We start from the raw sequence: 15,351 nt of genomic DNA, 5'->3' as shown, positions 1-15,351 counted from the left end.
GGCTGATCCTGCGAGCCGTCCACCGTCGGGAGAAGGACGCGGCTTCGCGAGCACGTCAGCGGCGGGTGGTGGCGAGGATGACGAGGAACTGGCCGCCGCCGGGTTCGATGGTGGTGGTCACCGGGAGGTCGGGGGTGAGGCGGGAGAAGCGGTCTTCGAGCCAGGTGGCGGTTTCCTCGGCGTCCTGCCTGGTTGGGCAGCGGGCGATCATCTCTCGGCCGCCCTTGCGCTCCAGGCGGGTGGCGACGGTGATCAGCGGGGCGGGGTCGGAGACGTGGAGGTGGTCGGGCCAGGGGATGACGACCTTGACGGCACCCTTGCGGGTGTTGCAGCCGCGGTGGGCCAGGCGCTCGGCGATCTTGGCTTTGCGGTCGGCGGTGCGGCTGTCGATGCTGGGGCCCCGGGGGTCGTTGACCGACATGTCGGGGTCTACCGGGGCGTCGCAGATCCAGCAGCGCCAGCCGTCGCGTTCGGCTACGTCGTCTAGGAGGGGCACTCGGTCAACGTAGCGGGTCGGGCGGGTGTGGGTGAGGACGGACGGGGCGGACAGGGTTGGGTGGGCGGGTGGCCGCTTGGCTGGCTGGTGCGTCTTGGGCTTTGCTCGGTGTTGTTTGTCTGGGCGGACGTCGTCGACCGTTACCCGCGCGGCGATCGGGTGGTGGTGGTGGTTTACGGCGGTTCCACCATCATTGACCCGACCTGGGAGTTGCGTCTGGTCTCGGGGACCGGCCTCGCGACGCGGGAATGGGATCTGGGCTGCATCAACCCGGACACCAGTTCATTCAGTGGGGTCGAGCGGGGTGGGCCGGACGGGTTGTGGGTCTCTGTGTCCGGGCAGGTGGTTGAGATTGGCTTGGACGGAGAGACCGGGCGGCCGGACAGCGTCATCTCGGCTGGCTGTTGACAGTCGGCTGGGTGGCGCCTCGGACGCCCGGCCGCACTGCCGGTCGTCGTGGTCCTAGTCGGAGTCGCGGTCGTCGGAGTCGCGGTCGGAGTCGTGATCGTCGTCGGAATCGTGATCGTCGTCGGAGTCTTGGCTGGTGTCGTCGGCCTCGACGCGGGTGATGGTGGCGCTGCGGGCGTCGATGTGGATGTCGTGGTGGGTGCCGTTGGGGGCGACTACCTCGACCTCCCACTCCGGCTTGCCGTGTTCGATCTCGCGCTCGACCTCTCGGACAGTGCCGGGAACGCGGTCCAGGGCGATGCGGGTCGCCTCCTCCTGGGTCACCTCGCCCTGTGCGGGGGTGTTCGCGGGGCGGGTGGAGGTGCTCGACGGGGAGCCGTTCGGGGGGGTGGTGGTCGGGGGGGTGGTGGTCGGGGGGGTGGTGGTCGGGGGGGTGGTGGTCGCGGGGGTGGTGGTGGACGTCAGCGCGATGGCGGTGCCCGCCGAGATCGTGAAGGCGCCGAGTGCGAGCGCGGCCACGATTGCTTTCCTGGTCATCGCCGGTCCTTTCCGGTGGTTCCTCATGGGGACCACGATGCCGCCGACCGGCCTATGGCCGCGCTGCCCGGCGGTTAAGGCCGCCCTAAGCCCAGATCGACCACCACGCGCAGCCCTCCCGCCGGGGACCTCTCCAGTCGGACCCCGCCGCCGGAGCGCTCGGCGGACGCGCGGGCGATGTCCAGCCCCAACCCGCTGGACCCGGACCCGCTGACGCCGCGCCGCAGCGCGCCCGGGTGCCGCGCGGCGGGCAAGCCGGGGCCCGCGTCGTCCACCACGAGCCGCGCGCCCCCGCCCGGCGCGGGGCGCAGCTCGACTCGCAGAGCCGTGCCGTGCGGGGTGTGGGCGAACACGTTGCCCAGCAGGGCGTCGATGACGGCTTCCAGGTCCGCCGCCGCGAGCACCACCGGGAGCGGGTCGGTCGGGACGTCGACTGTCAGCTCGCGGTCGGTGTCCTCGGCGAGCACCGCCCAGAAGGCGACTCTCCCGGCCACCACCCCGGCGGCGTCGGTGACCGGCACGCCGGGGGCGGTGTTGCGCCTGCGGGCCTGCTGGATCACCTCGGTGACGGCCCGGTTCACCGCTTCCACGCCCGTGCCGATGCGCCGGGCGGTGTCGGGGTCGGCGATCGCCTCGGCGTCCATCCGCAGCGAGGTCAGCGGTGTGCGCACCCGGTGCGAGAGGTCCGCGATGGTCTCCCGTTCCTCACGCAGCGTCTCCGCGATCCGTCCGGCGAGCCCGTTCAGCGCGGTCGCCACCACACCCAGCTCACCCGGCGCGGACGTGTCCGCCCGGGCCGCCAGATCACCGCGCCCCAACCGGTGCGACACCGCCGCCAGGTCCACTGTGGAGCGCACGAAGGCCCGCGCGAGGCGGTCGGCGACCAGCAGGCTCACCACCAGCAGCGCCACGCCGAGCGCGCCCAGCAACAGCCACGCGCGCCAGACCCCGGCGGCCAACCGGGCGTCGGAGACGAACGTGCTGATCACCGCCGCGGCGCGGCCGGGCCGAGCGACGGCGAACACGACCTGGCGGCCGCCGTCGACCACGCCGGAGGTGCTGGCGCCGCCTTCGGCGAGGCGCACGAGCGGCGTCCGGTCCGCCGGCGCGCCGAGCACCGCCCCGTCCACGAAGACCGACACCGCGTCCGCCGAGCGCGCGTCGACCTGGCGCACCGACGCCTCCAGCGCCGCGCGGTCGGCCACGGCGACCAGCGACGTGAGCTGCTGGGCCTCCACGGTCGCGCGCTGCACGGCCCGGTCGGCGGCGACGTCCTTCACCAGCAGCGCCAAGGGGACCAGGAACGCCACCAGCACGAGGGCCGTAGTCGCGCCCACGAGCAGCAGCACCCGCCTGCGCACGCTCAGAACCCCGGCGCGGCGAGCCGGACGCCGACCCCGCGCACCGCCCACAGGTAGCGGGGCTCCTGCGCGGTCTCGCCGAGCTTGCGGCGCAACCACGACAGGTGCACGTCGACCGTCTTGTCCGCGCCGCCGTAGGGCAGCTGCCAGACCTCGGTGAGCAGCTCCCGCTTGCCGACCACCTGACCGGCGCGGGCCGCGAGGTAGTGCAGCAGGTCGAACTCGCGCGGCGTCAGCTCCACCGCGCGCCCGTCGAGCACCACCCGGCGCGAACGCGGGTCCACCGACAGCCCGCCGACCACGACGGCCTGGCTCTGGGCGTCCTCGGCGCCGCGCCGCAGCACCGCCCGGATGCGGGCGTCGAGCTGGGCGACGCCGAAGGGCTTGACGACGTAGTCGTCGGCCCCGGCGTCGAGCACGGTGACGATCTCCGCCTCGTCGTCGCGGGCCGTCGCCACCACCACGGGCACCGCCGACACGCCGCGCAGCATCCGCAGCATGTCCACGCCGTCGAGGTCGGGAAGCCCTAGGTCCAGCACCACGACGTCCGGCTTGCCCGCCACCGCCTGCTTCAGCCCGGCCATCGCCGTCGGGGCCGAGTCCACCGCGTGTCCCCGCTCGGTGAGACCCCGGATGAGCGAGGACCGGATCGTCACGTCGTCCTCGACCACGAGCACCTGCGCCATGGCTGCACCGTAACCGGCGGGCGGCTCGCGCGCGCCGTCGATGGTGTAGGGATGGGGTGGCGTTAGGAGCGCCTTAACCATTCCCGCCGCATACTTCGACGGTGAAGACCGGACATGTGACGACGGGCGTCCTGCTGTGGTGCGCCGCCGCGGGGGCGGGCGTGCTGGTCGGCATCACCGCGGTCGACGCGATCGGCACCGACTTCCTGGGCGACGGCCGGGCGCCGCTCAGCGCGTCGGAGGTCGACGCCCTCCTCGCAGGCCGCTCCGCCCTCCCCCCGACCACCGACGCGACCGCCATGCCCAGCACGTCGGAGCCCCCGACCCCGCGCCAGCTCCAGACCGACACGCCCGGGGGGACCGTGATCTCCCTCTGCACCACCAGCGGCCAGGTCGACATCCTCTCGGCGACCCCAGCCCAGGGCTACCGCGTGGAATCCCAGGACTCCGATGACGACGATGGCCCCTCGGTCACCTTCACCGCGGACGACCAGGAAGCCGACGACCAGGACGTCGAGATCCGCCTGCGCTGCGCCGACGGCGTCCCCATCCCGGAGATTCGCACGGACGACTAGGGCCGGTGCGCCCGCCCGACACCATGGCGACGCGCGGCTGATCGGGCGGGCGACGGCCCTGGTGATCAGTCCGAGTCGATGGCGGGCTGCATGTGGCGGATGGTGTCGCCGCCCTTGTGGTCGTGCGCGCGGGAGTACTTGGTGTCCAACACCTTCTCCATCTTCTGCGCGGCTCCGCTGTACGCCTCGTCCACCGAGCCCGCGTGGTGGGTGACCGCGACCGGCTGGGCGCCCGCGGGGCGCGCCTCGATCACACAGCGCTTGTCCTCGGCTCGTCCGGCCGCGTCCACGCTGAGGTGCACCTCCACGCGGGTCAACCACTGCTCGAACCGCGACAGGCTGCTGGTCAGTTCTGCCTTCACGTAAGCAGCCAGCTTCTCGCCACCATGGATGTTGTGGTCGGTGTTGACCTGGATCTGCACGTGCACCCTCCAACCAACTACGGCATGTTGATCACGTCACAGTACGCGAGCGCCGGGCACCGTGCCTGTTCACGCGAGTCCGCGGTCACAGCGTCTTTACAGGACTACCCGGCGGGCTCGGTGTGACCGAGCGGCCGGTGCCCTCGCCCGCGGGGCTGTGTAGACTGATCTCAGTGGTCCGCCCAGTTCTGCCTCGGACCACCTCTCTTGTCGACCACCACGCGCCGCGATCCAGGTGGATCTGCGCCGGGCAGGACGACCCATCGACGTTTCGGAGCTACCTATGGCGGCCCGCCGCCCTCATCACCCCTCCCCGTCCGCGGACGGTCCGACCTTCGCCCAGCTGGGTGTGCCCGCCGACCTGGTGTCAGCGCTGGCCGCGCAGGGCATCAGCACCCCGTTCCCCATCCAGACCGCGACCCTGCCCGACTCGCTGGCGGGCCGCGACGTGCTCGGCCGCGGCCGGACCGGGTCGGGCAAGACCTACGCGTTCGCACTGCCCGTGCTCGCCAGGCTCGCCGCCGGCACCGGCAAGCGGCGTCCCGGCAGGCCGAGGGCGGTGATCCTGGCCCCGACCCGAGAGCTGGCCGACCAGATCGCGGCGTCCATCGCCCCGCTGGCCGAGGCGTTGTCCCTGCGCGCCATCACCGTCTACGGCGGTGTGCGACCCGGCCCGCAGATCGCGGGCCTGCGCGCCGGGGTCGACGTGCTCGTCGCCTGCCCCGGCAGACTGGCCGATCACGTCGCCTCCGGGCACGCCCGGCTCGACGCCGTGGAGATCACCGTGCTGGACGAGGCCGACCACATGGCCGACCTCGGCTTCCTGCCGCAGGTCACCCGGCTGCTGAACCAGACCCCCGCCGACGCCCAGCGCCTGCTCTTCTCGGCCACCCTCGACGCGGGCGTCGACGTGCTGGTCCGCCGCTTCCTGCGCGACCCGGTGACCCACAGCGTCGACTCCGCGTCCTCGCCGGTCGCCACGATGTCCCACCACGTGCTGCACGTGCAGCCCGCGGCCCGGCTGCCGGTGCTGGTCGACCTGACCGCGGCCCCGGGGCGGACCCTGGTGTTCACCCGCACCAAGCGCGGTGCGACCAGGCTGACCCGCCAGCTCATCGCCGAGGGGGTGCCCGCCGTCGAACTGCACGGCAACCTCGGCCAGTCCGCCCGCGCGCGCAACCTGCTCGCCTTCGCCGAGGGCAGCGCGGCCACCCTGGTCGCCACCGACATCGCCGCCCGCGGCATCCACGTCGACGACGTCACGCTGGTGATCCACGCCGACCCGCCCACCGAGCACAAGGCGTACCTGCACCGCTCCGGGCGCACCGCGCGCGCGGGAGCGTCCGGCACCGTCGTCACCCTGATGACCGACACGCAGGTCAGCGACGTCCGCGACCTCACCCGCAAGGCGGGCATCACCGCCACCGTCACCCGCCTGCGCCCCGGCCACCCGCTGCTCAGCCAACTCGCGCCCGGCGAGCGCAGCTTCACCGCACCGAGCGCGAAGCAGCCACCGCCCGCCCGGTCCGGCAGGCGGGCCGAGGCGAAACCGCAGCCCGCCAAGAACCCCCGCAGGCGGGGTCGACCGGCGACGACGGACACCGAGGCCACCGCCACCCCGAGATCGGGCGGAATCGCCGTGTTCTCCGCAGGAGCCCGCACGAGCAGGCGTCCCCGCCGCTAGGCCGTGTTTCCGATGTGGGGTGCGGGAGAGTCGTGATCAGTTCGCCCGCACGCGGTGCGGGCGGGCCGCCGCGGATACCGGAGTTGTATCCGGGCGTGTCCGCCCGTGCCGCGTGCGGGCGAACTGGCGCGGCTATCGCGTGCCCCACATCGGAAACACGGCCTAGGCCGTGTCGGTGCAAGGCGACCACGTCGGTGTCGAGGCAGACATGACGCCGACGCTCTCAGGCCGCGGTCCCTACCGGTTGCCGACGCGCGGCACTCCCACAACCCGTCCCGTCGCGCGGCACCCCCTCTTGAGCGACGACAGCTTCTTGGGCGGCCGGAGCCGGTACCGGCGGGGATGCCCACCGATCTCCGCCGCACCGTCGGGGGCATACCCCAACCGCAGCAGAGCGTGGGCGCTTCGCCGAGTGGTCGGAAGCAGAGCTGTCACGGACTCGGGCGCTATCGCGCCAAACACGCGGTGGAGCATCTCGCGGTGGATCAACTGCCCCCACCCCCACGCCCGCCGCCTGAGTAACAGCGCGATGTCGATGTCCCCGTCCTCGGGCTGAGGGCCGCCCCGGCCCATGAGACCGCCGTCGGCGACGGATGCCCACGGTCCGCGACCGTGCTCGATGACGTCAGCCGAGTCGACCTCAGGCAGCCGAACGAACTCGATACCCATGCCCCCATCCTCGTCCCGGAGCGCCGCCCGCACGAGCGATTTCCCACCCGCGGCCACGGGGCACGCCTGGGGCGACCCCGGCCCGCGGGAGGCCGCGGGCCGGGGTCGTCGGGGTTACAGGCCTGCCGTGAACAGCAGGCGGTTGGGGGTGCTGCCGGTGCCGCCGCCGGAGATCACGTTCGGGGTGGCGTTGGAGTTCAGCCAGTTGTGGACCGTCGCCGAGGAGACGTCGCCGTAGCGGGACTTGTAGAGCGCGGCCACGCCCGCCACGTGCGGGGCGGCCATGGAGGTGCCGCTCATCAGGCCGTCGCCGCCGGTGCGCAGCGTCGAGCGGATGGAGCCGCCGGGAGCGTAGATGTCGATGCAGGAACCGGTGCTGGAGAAGGAGGAGCGGGCGTCGTTGCGCTCCGAGGAGGCCACCACCGAGGCGGTCTCCACCTTGCGGGGCAGGCGGTCGCAGGAGTTGCCGCCGGTGTTGCCGCCCGAGGTCGCCAGGAAGACGCCGGAGGAGATCATGTTGCGGATCGCGGTCTCCACGCTCGTCGACGCGGTGAAGTTCCACGAGGTGTTGGCCACCGCGGGGCGCTGGGCGTTGGCGGTGACCCAGTTGATGGCGTTGAGGACGGCGGTGGTCGTGGCGCTGCCGGAGCAGTTCATCATCTTCACGCCGTGCAGCCGCACCGCCTTGGCCACGCCGTAGGTCGCCGAGCCGATCGTGCCCGCGACGTGTGTGCCGTGGCCCTGGCAGTCGGTGTTGTTGGAGTCGATGCCGTTGTAGTCGAAGGTGGCGCGACCGCCGTAGTCCGGGTGGCTCGGGGTGATTCCGGTGTCGATGATGTAGGCGTGCACGCCCGCGCCGGTCGAGTTGTAGGTGTAGCTGTTGGACAGCGGCAGGTTCCGCTGGTCGATCCGGTCGATCCCCCAGGCGGGCGGGTTGAGCTGGGTGGCATCGAGCGCGTCGGTCACCAGGACGTCCTGCTCGATGGCGACGACGGCGGGGTCGGAGCGCAGGGCCCGCAGCTGGCGCGGCGTGAGCTTGGCAGAGAACCCGCTCAACGCCGCGTCGTACACGCCCGCGGGTGTCACGCCCAGCGTGCTCGCCACCGACACCCCGCTGGCCTTGCGGTCCAGCGTGACGATGTAGCTGCCCTCGATCGGCTTCACGGTCGCCGTCTCCACGCCCATCGTCACCGGGACCCCGGTGTCGGCCACCGCCGACACCCCACCCGACACCGACACGGCCGCCACGGCGACCGCCAACCCTTTCAGCACAGTGCGCACGGTTCGTCTCCTCACCGCCCCGACCCCGCGCGCCCCGGCGCAGGGTCGACGGGGCGAACAGGCGCGTGGGTCAGGACCTCATCAGCAGCTTGACCAGCCATTACCCCATGGTCAACAGATCCATCCGAACGGCAGCGCGGCCGTCACGGTCGGTCGACAAAACAGACAACTGGCAAGGGCGGTTGCTCTCTTGTGGACCACGTACAGCCCTGCCGGACGACGGCGACGGTGACTGCCTCCGTCTGGCCGCCGTGCTCTGTTCGGCGCCACCGACAACGGAGGGTTCCGCCCGGCCGACACCGGCCCTCAGCGGACACGCGGCCTACCCGTGGGAACAACACCTTGGCGGGCAGTCGGGCGATACCAGCGCCGCCCACCTCGGGTCAGCGGCAGCCTCTTGGACGCGGGGTCCCGGAACGCCCGACGTGCCAGGCAGAAGGCTGCCAGCGCCAACGGGACGGAGATGCCGGTGTCACCAAGGTCGGCGACACCCCTGGCCCAGCACTCCACGCACTCTGGTGATCTCCTTGAGGAGATCCTCTCCGTGTCAAGCGCGACAGGTGGAAGTGCCGGTGCCGTTCAACTCGTTCAAGGCGATAGCGGCTGAACTCTGAAACCTCTATTCGCATGCTGCACGACCCCACGCAGGTCGGGTTCCCTGCCAAGCACGTCGGCCGCTTCCGCGGAACGGCCGAGGGACCGCGCGCGGCGGACGGCCGCCTGCCCGCGACGGAGTTCTTGGTCAACAACAGGAACCCGGCCGTCGGCGCGCCGATGACCGCGCCGTAGGCCCGGAGCCGGGCCGGTCTGCCGGGCTCCGGGTCGGTGGGCGTCGGGTGCCTCCGGGTGGTCAGCTCCGCTGCTCGGGGGGCGGGGACTGCTGCTGCCAGTGCGGCTGGGGCGCGGACTGGGCCTGGGGCGGCTGCTGGGCCGGGTTGTGCGGCTGGGCCGGATTGTGCGGCTGGTGCTGGGCCGGGCTCTGCGGCTGCTGCCAGTGCCGCGCGTCCGGCGCGGCGGTCTGAGCGGGCTGTGCCGGCTGTGCGGGCTTGAACAGCGAGGCGGCGAGCATCCACGCCACGCCGGCGATCGCCGAGACCTGCGCCATCGTCATCGTCGTGCTGAAGGTGAACGCGCTCAGATCGATCGCGGCGGCGCCTGCGGAGTTCAACCGGAGGCCGGTCGTCTCGGGGGTCGATGTGGACGGGCCGCTGCCGCTCTCCAACAGGTCCAGGAGGCCGAGGCCGAACCAGACGGCCGACATCACCAGGCACAGCGCGCCCAGGACGAATGAGGTGGTTCGCATGGCGACACTCTCACATGTCCACTGAGCCGCCGTGCGGAGAACCCCGCAACTCGGCGCTCCCGACCCGGGGTGGGCCGGGAGCGGCCCAGCCCGGGGCGGGGTCAGCCGTCGGCGGCCATCGCGGCGATGAGGCTGGCCGGGCGCATGTCGGTCCAGTTCTCCTCGACGTAGGCGAGGCAGGCGTCCCTGGTGTCCTCGCCATGGGCGATGGTCCAGCCCGCGGGCACGGTGGCGAAGGCGGGCCAGAGCGAGTGCTGCCCCTCGTCGTTGACCAGGACGAAGTAGGCGCCGTCGGCGTTCTCGAACGGGTTGGTCATCACGGGTTCCTCTCCGGTGGGGTGCTCATTCGGCCAGGACGGCCTGGGGGTGGGCGGGGATGCCGTAGATGTCCTCGACCCAGGTGGGCTGGTAGATGGAGTCCAGGTAGCGCTCCCCCAGGTCGGGGGCGATGGCGACGGCGCTGAGCTCGCGGTCGGCGGGGTGCAGCGCGAGCCAGCGGGCGGCTCCGCTGATGACGGTGCCGGTGGAGCCGCCGAACAGGAAGCCGCGCTCGGCCAGCCGCAGGCACACCCGGACGGCGTCGGCCTCGGGGACGTGGACGACGTCGGTGACCAGTGACTCGTCCAGGATGGCCGGGCGGACGCTGGTGCCGAGGCCGGGGATCATCCGCGGGCCGGGGGCGGCGCCGAAGGTGACCGAGCCGACGGTGTCGACGGCGACCACGCGGACCGCGGGGCGGTGGTCGCGGAACCACCGGGCGCAGCCCATCAGGGTGCCGGTGGTGCCCGCGCCGACGAAGAGCACGTCCAGGTCGGGGAAGCGCTCGCCGATGGCGGGGGCGGTGTCCTGGTAGTGGGCTTTCCAGTTGTGCTCGTTGGTGTACTGGTTGAGCCACACGTTGCGGGGGTCCTGGGCGCACAGCTCGCGGACGTGGTTGATGCGCGCGGCGAGGAAGCCGCCCTCGGCGTCCGGGGTGGTGATCGTGTGGACCTGGCCGCCGACGGACTCGATCATGCGGCGGGCGGCCAGGTTGGCCCGGGTGTCGGTGACGCAGAGGAAGCGGTAGCCCTTGCTGGCCGCCACGATCGCCAGGGCGATGCCGAGGTTGCCCGACGAGGACTCCACCAGCGTCGAGTCGGGGCCGAGCCTGCCCGCGCGCTCGGCGGCGGTGACCATCCGGACCGCGGCCTTGAGTTTGATGGACCCGGCCAGGTTCAGCCCCTCGCACTTGAGCAGCAGCGGGACGCCCATGGCCGAGCGCAGGTCGACATAGAGGTCGCCGTAGTTGAACTCGTACGGCGCGGAGATCACCGGCATGACGCGCCCCTTCCCGCACGGTCAGCCACGGCCGTACCTGTCGAGGTCGGAGAAGAAGTCGGGGATGACGGTCAGCTCGCCCGCGGCGCGGACGCGGTCGTGGACGTACTTGCCCACCGCGAGGTCCAGCACACCGAGCCCGAACGGGGAGAACAGCACCGGCCGGTCCTCGGGGACCTCGACGTCGCCGGTGATGACCTCGTACAGCGTGCCGTCGAGGAAGTCCCGGCCGCCGGTGGCCTGCTCGGCAAGGTGCACCGAGGTGTTGGCCTTGAGGCAGTGCTCGACGTCGTCGACGATGTTGCAGGAGGCCAGCACCACCTCGGTCGACACGTCGCGCAGCGACACGTTGAGCACCACGGGGTTGTGGTCGAACCAGGACGGGTCGTGCACGTGCGGCTCGGGGGCGACGGTGGCGAAGACGACCAGGTCGGACTCGCGGATGGCCGTCTCGGCGCAGGCGTGCACGGTCACCCCCGGGCCGCCGCCGAGCATGTCCCGGAAGGCGCGGGCGTTGTCGGCGGAGAGGTCGTGCACGGCGGTGCTCTCGAACTCCCACCCGGTGTTGGCCAGGTAGTCGGCGACGTAGCGGGCGATGAGGCCGGTCCCGATGTAGGCCACCGACCTCGGCCGGGCGCGTTTGGCGCTCAGCCGGTCGGCGGCGAGCGCGGCCGAGGCCGCGGTCCGGGTGGCGCTGATGACCGAGCTCTCCAGGCACGCGAACGGGTAGCCGGTGCGCTGGTCGTTGAGCACGAGCACGGCCGAGGCCCTGGGGATGCCCGTCGCGGTGTTCTCCGGGAAGCTGGAGATCCACTTGATCCCGTCGGCGCCGACGTCGCCGCCGATCGAGGCGGGCAGCGCGATGATCCGCGCCGATGGCCGGTCGGGGAAGCGCAGGAAGTAGGAGGGCGGGTTGACCGTGTCCCCGGCCCCGTGGGTGCGGTAGGCGGACTCGACCAGGTCGACGACTTCGCGGTGCCTGCCGTCGAGCACCCGCTGGACCTGGGCCCCCGGGATCACCGCGAACGGCATCGGCTCGGTAGGACCGTGCATTGTGGACTCCGTTGGTCGATGGGAGGGGCAGGCTCAGGGCGCGGGCCACACCGGGTCGCAGTCGGCGAGGCGGACCGGGCCCGCCATGGACACGATCACCTCCCGCTCGCCGGTGTAGGCCTCGCGGCTGTGCGCGGTGCGGATGTTGTCCACGATCAGCAGGTCACCGTCGCGCCAGGGGGTCCGGCGGGTCACCGAGGAGTAGGCGTCGTTGATCGCGGTGACGGTGTCGGGCCCGATGGGCGAGCCGTCGCCGTAGGCGGTGGTGAAGGGCAGGCCGTCGCGGCCGAACTCGGCGGTCAGGAACGCGCGGACGTCGGCGTCGATGGTCCACTCGTTGAGGAAGGCGGCCTGGTTGAACCAGCACCGCTCGCCGGTGACCGGGTGGCGGACGACGGCGGGCCTGCGCGCGGTGGTGCGCAGCTCGCGCCCGCGCCAGGTGTGCTCGACGCCGTTGGCCCGGCAGTACGCGGCGACCTCATCGGCGGTGGTGGCGCCGAACGCGTCCGCCCACGCGACGCCGACCAGGTCGTTGTAGTTGCGGGAGACGCTCCAGCCCCGGCGCTCGAAGTCGCCCAGGACCTCCGGCGGGAGGGCGTCGAGCACGGCCCGCGCGTCGGCGAGGGCGGTCGCGCCGCCGGTGCGCGGGGCGCGCACGCATCCAAAGATCATCAGGCTGGGGAACTCCAGCGCGTGGCTCAGCTCGTGGTGCATGCACATCGGCTGGTCGGCGGGCCACTCGGAGGAGGAGTACACGCCGTCGGCGTGCCGCAGGCGCGGGGCGAACCCCTCGCGTTCGATCACCGGCGGGGCCAGCGCCCGGCTCAGCTCGGCCACCTGGCCCGCGTCGGCGATCCCCAGGCCGCGCACGAGCACCGCGCCGTCGGCGGCGATGACCGCGCGCAGGTCCTCCACGTGGTCGGCGACCCACCGGGCGGCGCCCTCGGGCGCGGACGCCTCGATGACCGGCGGGCCGTCCCCCGGGGTCGTCGCGGCGGGCGCGGGGCCGACGGGCCGGGCGACCGCCACGGCGGCGCCCGGTCGGGCGTCGAGCAGTCCGGCCAGCTCGGCGAGCACCGGGTGGGTCTTGAGCTCCTCCAGGGAGAACCAGCGGTCCGCGGCGATCACCAGCCGCACGGCCGACAGCGAGGTGCCTCCCAGCCGGAAGAAGTCGTCGTCGCGGCCGATGCGCTCCACCGGCACACGCAGCGCCCCGGCCCAGGCGGCGGCGAGGCGGCGCTCGGTCGGGGTGGCGGGCGCGACCGCCGCCGCGGCGGGGTGGGCGCGGGCGACCAGCGCCGCCAGCGCCTTCCGGTCGGTCTTGCCGTTCGGGGTGAGCGGTAGGACGGGCAGCCTGCGGTAGCGGGCGGGCACCATGTAGTGCGGCAGGCCGCGGGCCAGCTCATCGCCGATCGCCGTCGCGGCGATCTCCTCGGCCGCGGCGTAGCAGGCGACGATCTCCTTCTCCCCGGCATCGTCCTCGACGACCACGACGGCGGCGTCGAGCACGGCCGGGACCTGGAGCAGGCGGTTCTCGATCTCGCCCAGTTCGATGCGGAAGCCGCGCACCTTCACCTGCGCGTCGCGCCGCCCGGCGAAGCCCAGGTCGCCGCCGGGAAGCCAGCGGCCGAAGTCGCCGGAGCGGTACAGCCGCGCGCCGGGGCGGTGCGGATCGGGCAGGAACGCCGCCCGGGTGCGCTCGGGGTCGTTGACGTAGCCGCGGCCGACGCAGACGCCGGAGAACACGATCTCCCCCGGGCTGCCCAGGGGCACCGGGCGCAGGTCCTCATCGACCACGTGGACCCGGGTGTTGCGGATCGCCCTGCCCAGCGGCACCACGTCGTCATCGGGCGCGGCGCGCAGCACGGCGTGGTTGGTGTCGTCGCTGGTCTCGGTGAGGCCGTAGGCGTTGACCAGGGCGATGTCGGGGTACTGGGCGAACCAGCGCCGCACGAGAGCGGGTTTGAGCGCCTCCCCTGTCACGGAGACGCAGTGCAGCCCGCCGAGGTCGCGCGGGGCGGCCTCCACCTGCGACAGGATGACCTCCAGGTAGGACGGGACCACTTGCAGCACGTGGACGCCCGCGCCGACGACGCGGTCGAGGTAGCGGCCGGGGTCGACAACCGCGTCCTGCTCCACGAGCACGGTGCGTCCGCCCACGAGCAGCGCGGCCAGGAGTTGCCACAGGGAGATGTCGAAGCACTGCGGCGCGGTCTGGGCGATCACGTCGCCCTCGCGGACGCCCAGGTCCTCGATCTTGGCCAGCAGGTGGTTGAGCATGCCGTCCTGCTCGCACATCGCGCCCTTGGGCGTGCCCGTGGAGCCGGAGGTGAAGTACAGGTAGGCCAGTTGGTCCGGCCGCACCGGCACGCCGGGGTTGGTGTCGTCGTCGCCTTCGGCGGCCAGGTCGGGCACCAGCAGCGCGGTGGCGTCCACGGCGCGGTCGGCCCCGGGGGCGCTCAGCACGAACCGCGCGCCCGCGGTGGCGAGCATGCCCGCGATCCGCTCGGGCGGGAAGCCGGGCTCCAGCGGCAGGTACGCGCCGCCCGCCTTGACGACGGCGAGCACGGCGACCAGCCAGTCCAGGTCGCGCTCGGTCACCACCGCGACGACGTCCTCGGCGGCGATTCCGCGTGCCAGCAGCGCCCTGGCGACCCGGTTGGCGCGCGAGTTCAGCTCGGCGTAGGTGAGCCGCTCGCCGCGGTGCTCGGCGGCGAACGCCCCGGGGTGCCGGGCGACGCGGCGCTCGAACAGCTCGTGGAAGCGCGCGTCCGGCAGCGGGCGCTCGGGTCCGGCCAGCCCGTTGAGCTGCAACTCCAGTTCCGCCGGGGAGAGCAGGGTGGTGGCGCGGTGCTCGGCGTCGGGGGCCTCGGCGAGTGCGCGCAGGGCGCTCAGGTGGTAGCCGAGCAGCCGGGAGGCGTGGGCGGGGCTGATTGCCGCGGTGTGGTGGCGCAGGGCCAGCCACGGCCCGCCGTCGCGCTGGTCGAGCCGCAGGGTCAGCGTCCGGCCGCGGTGCTCGCCACGGCCGGAGAGGTCGAGCACGACGTCGAAGGCCCCGGCCACCGCCTCGCCCACCACCGCGGCGGCGTCCGCGGCCAGTTCGCGCCAGGTTCCCGCGCCGACGCTCATCCGGTGCAGCCGCGGGCCGCCGGCCCCGCGCACCAGGCCGAAGACGACATCGGGGTCGCCGGTGACCGCGGCCAGGACCTTGGCGTGCGCGGCGAGGACGGCGGCGGGCAGGTCGGCAGCGTCGGGGACGCGCCGCGCGGTCTCGGCGGCGGACCCCGGCTCCCCGGGCGGCTCCTCGCACCAGAGCGGCACCGCCGCTCCCTTGTGGACGGCCTCCGGCGCGGTGCTGCCGAGCTGGACCGCGCCGATGTCCGGTCCGACTCGCGCGGTCACTCCGCTCTCCGTCCGCATGCGGTGTCCTCTCCGCCGCTCCGCCCGCTGTGACCGGGTGCGACATTCCATTCCGCTTGATTCCGAGCGTATCGGAAAGGGCAGTGACGAAAAGCCTTTCCGGCCACCAGTCAGAACTGGATCGAAGTTCCGCAACTGT

At 72.9% G+C, this 15,351-nt stretch carries 16 protein-coding genes; 4 read left to right on the top strand and 12 right to left on the bottom strand.

The features are described from left to right. Positions 1–55: 55 nt before the first annotated feature. The gene (locus ACFPM7_RS06505) at positions 56–496 is read right to left on the bottom strand and encodes a hypothetical protein (protein WP_378244867.1); all 441 of its coding nucleotides are present in this window, start codon (positions 494–496) and stop codon (positions 56–58) included. 108 nt (positions 497–604) lie between these two features. Here ACFPM7_RS06505 and ACFPM7_RS06500 point away from each other — a divergent pair, with 108 nt between their 5' ends. Next, the gene (locus tag ACFPM7_RS06500; protein WP_378244865.1) at positions 605–904 is read left to right on the top strand and encodes a hypothetical protein; all 300 of its coding nucleotides are present in this window, start codon (positions 605–607) and stop codon (positions 902–904) included. Positions 905–958: 54 nt separating this feature from the next. On the opposite strand, the gene ACFPM7_RS06495 is transcribed toward ACFPM7_RS06500, so the two are convergent. The 3 genes from ACFPM7_RS06495 to ACFPM7_RS06485 form a co-directional block, all read right to left on the bottom strand. Continuing rightward, positions 959–1,441 carry a PepSY domain-containing protein gene (locus ACFPM7_RS06495; protein ID WP_378244863.1) on the bottom strand — a complete coding sequence of 161 codons (483 nt, stop codon included), beginning with the start codon at positions 1,439–1,441 and terminating at the stop codon, positions 959–961. A gap of 74 nt (positions 1,442–1,515) precedes the next feature. Then, on the bottom strand, positions 1,516–2,802 hold the full coding sequence (locus ACFPM7_RS06490; RefSeq protein ID WP_378244861.1) for a sensor histidine kinase: 1,287 nt from the start codon (positions 2,800–2,802) through the stop codon (positions 1,516–1,518). Between the two features lie 2 nt (positions 2,803–2,804). After that, positions 2,805–3,488, bottom strand: a complete 684-nt coding sequence (locus ACFPM7_RS06485) for a response regulator transcription factor (RefSeq protein WP_378244859.1) — start codon at positions 3,486–3,488, stop codon at positions 2,805–2,807. Positions 3,489–3,589: 101 nt separating this feature from the next. Between ACFPM7_RS06485 and ACFPM7_RS06480 the strand changes: the two genes are divergently transcribed. Next, the gene (locus tag ACFPM7_RS06480; protein ID WP_378244857.1) at positions 3,590–4,063 is read left to right on the top strand and encodes a hypothetical protein; all 474 of its coding nucleotides are present in this window, start codon (positions 3,590–3,592) and stop codon (positions 4,061–4,063) included. A 65-nt stretch (positions 4,064–4,128) separates the two neighbouring features. On the opposite strand, the gene ACFPM7_RS06475 is transcribed toward ACFPM7_RS06480, so the two are convergent. Next, positions 4,129–4,491 carry an HPF/RaiA family ribosome-associated protein gene (locus ACFPM7_RS06475; protein WP_378244855.1) on the bottom strand — a complete coding sequence of 121 codons (363 nt, stop codon included), beginning with the start codon at positions 4,489–4,491 and terminating at the stop codon, positions 4,129–4,131. 277 nt (positions 4,492–4,768) lie between these two features. Between ACFPM7_RS06475 and ACFPM7_RS06470 the strand changes: the two genes are divergently transcribed. Next, a complete protein-coding gene (locus ACFPM7_RS06470; RefSeq protein ID WP_378244853.1) occupies positions 4,769–6,169 on the top strand; it encodes a DEAD/DEAH box helicase in 1,401 nt (466 codons plus the stop codon). Between the two features lie 237 nt (positions 6,170–6,406). On the opposite strand, the gene ACFPM7_RS06465 is transcribed toward ACFPM7_RS06470, so the two are convergent. Together ACFPM7_RS06465 and ACFPM7_RS06460 are read right to left on the bottom strand one after the other, a co-directional pair. Then, positions 6,407–6,838, bottom strand: coding sequence for a hypothetical protein (locus ACFPM7_RS06465; protein ID WP_378244851.1), 432 nt, complete (start codon positions 6,836–6,838; stop codon positions 6,407–6,409). A 114-nt stretch (positions 6,839–6,952) separates the two neighbouring features. Further along, on the bottom strand, positions 6,953–8,119 hold the full coding sequence (locus ACFPM7_RS06460; protein ID WP_378244849.1) for a S8 family peptidase: 1,167 nt from the start codon (positions 8,117–8,119) through the stop codon (positions 6,953–6,955). Between the two features lie 627 nt (positions 8,120–8,746). On the opposite strand from ACFPM7_RS06460, the gene ACFPM7_RS06455 reads away from it, so the two are divergent. Beyond that, positions 8,747–8,908 carry a hypothetical protein gene (locus ACFPM7_RS06455; RefSeq protein WP_378244847.1) on the top strand — a complete coding sequence of 54 codons (162 nt, stop codon included), beginning with the start codon at positions 8,747–8,749 and terminating at the stop codon, positions 8,906–8,908. Positions 8,909–8,969: 61 nt separating this feature from the next. Here the strand turns inward: ACFPM7_RS06455 and ACFPM7_RS06450 are convergent, their stop codons facing one another. The 5 genes from ACFPM7_RS06450 to ACFPM7_RS06430 all read right to left on the bottom strand — a co-directional run bounded on the left by ACFPM7_RS06450 (position 8,970) and on the right by ACFPM7_RS06430 (position 15,194). Beyond that, positions 8,970–9,422: a hypothetical protein gene (locus tag ACFPM7_RS06450; RefSeq protein ID WP_378244845.1), complete on the bottom strand. Its 453-nt coding sequence runs from the start codon at positions 9,420–9,422 to the stop codon at positions 8,970–8,972. A gap of 101 nt (positions 9,423–9,523) precedes the next feature. Beyond that, positions 9,524–9,739, bottom strand: coding sequence for an MbtH family protein (locus ACFPM7_RS06445; RefSeq protein WP_378244843.1), 216 nt, complete (start codon positions 9,737–9,739; stop codon positions 9,524–9,526). A gap of 25 nt (positions 9,740–9,764) precedes the next feature. Beyond that, positions 9,765–10,739, bottom strand: a complete 975-nt coding sequence (gene sbnA / locus ACFPM7_RS06440; protein WP_378244841.1) for a 2,3-diaminopropionate biosynthesis protein SbnA — start codon at positions 10,737–10,739, stop codon at positions 9,765–9,767. A 21-nt stretch (positions 10,740–10,760) separates the two neighbouring features. Beyond that, entirely contained in the window at positions 10,761–11,792 is a 1,032-nt protein-coding gene (gene sbnB, locus ACFPM7_RS06435) for a 2,3-diaminopropionate biosynthesis protein SbnB (RefSeq protein ID WP_378244839.1), read from the bottom strand. A 33-nt stretch (positions 11,793–11,825) separates the two neighbouring features. Next, positions 11,826–15,194: a non-ribosomal peptide synthetase gene (locus tag ACFPM7_RS06430; RefSeq protein WP_378244837.1), complete on the bottom strand. Its 3,369-nt coding sequence runs from the start codon at positions 15,192–15,194 to the stop codon at positions 11,826–11,828. Positions 15,195–15,351: the final 157 nt, after the last annotated feature.

The sequence above is a fragment of the Actinokineospora guangxiensis genome (assembly GCF_042657845.1).
GTDB lineage: Bacteria > Actinomycetota > Actinomycetes > Mycobacteriales > Pseudonocardiaceae > Actinokineospora > Actinokineospora guangxiensis.
This window is presented reverse-complemented; position numbering and strand designations above follow the sequence as displayed.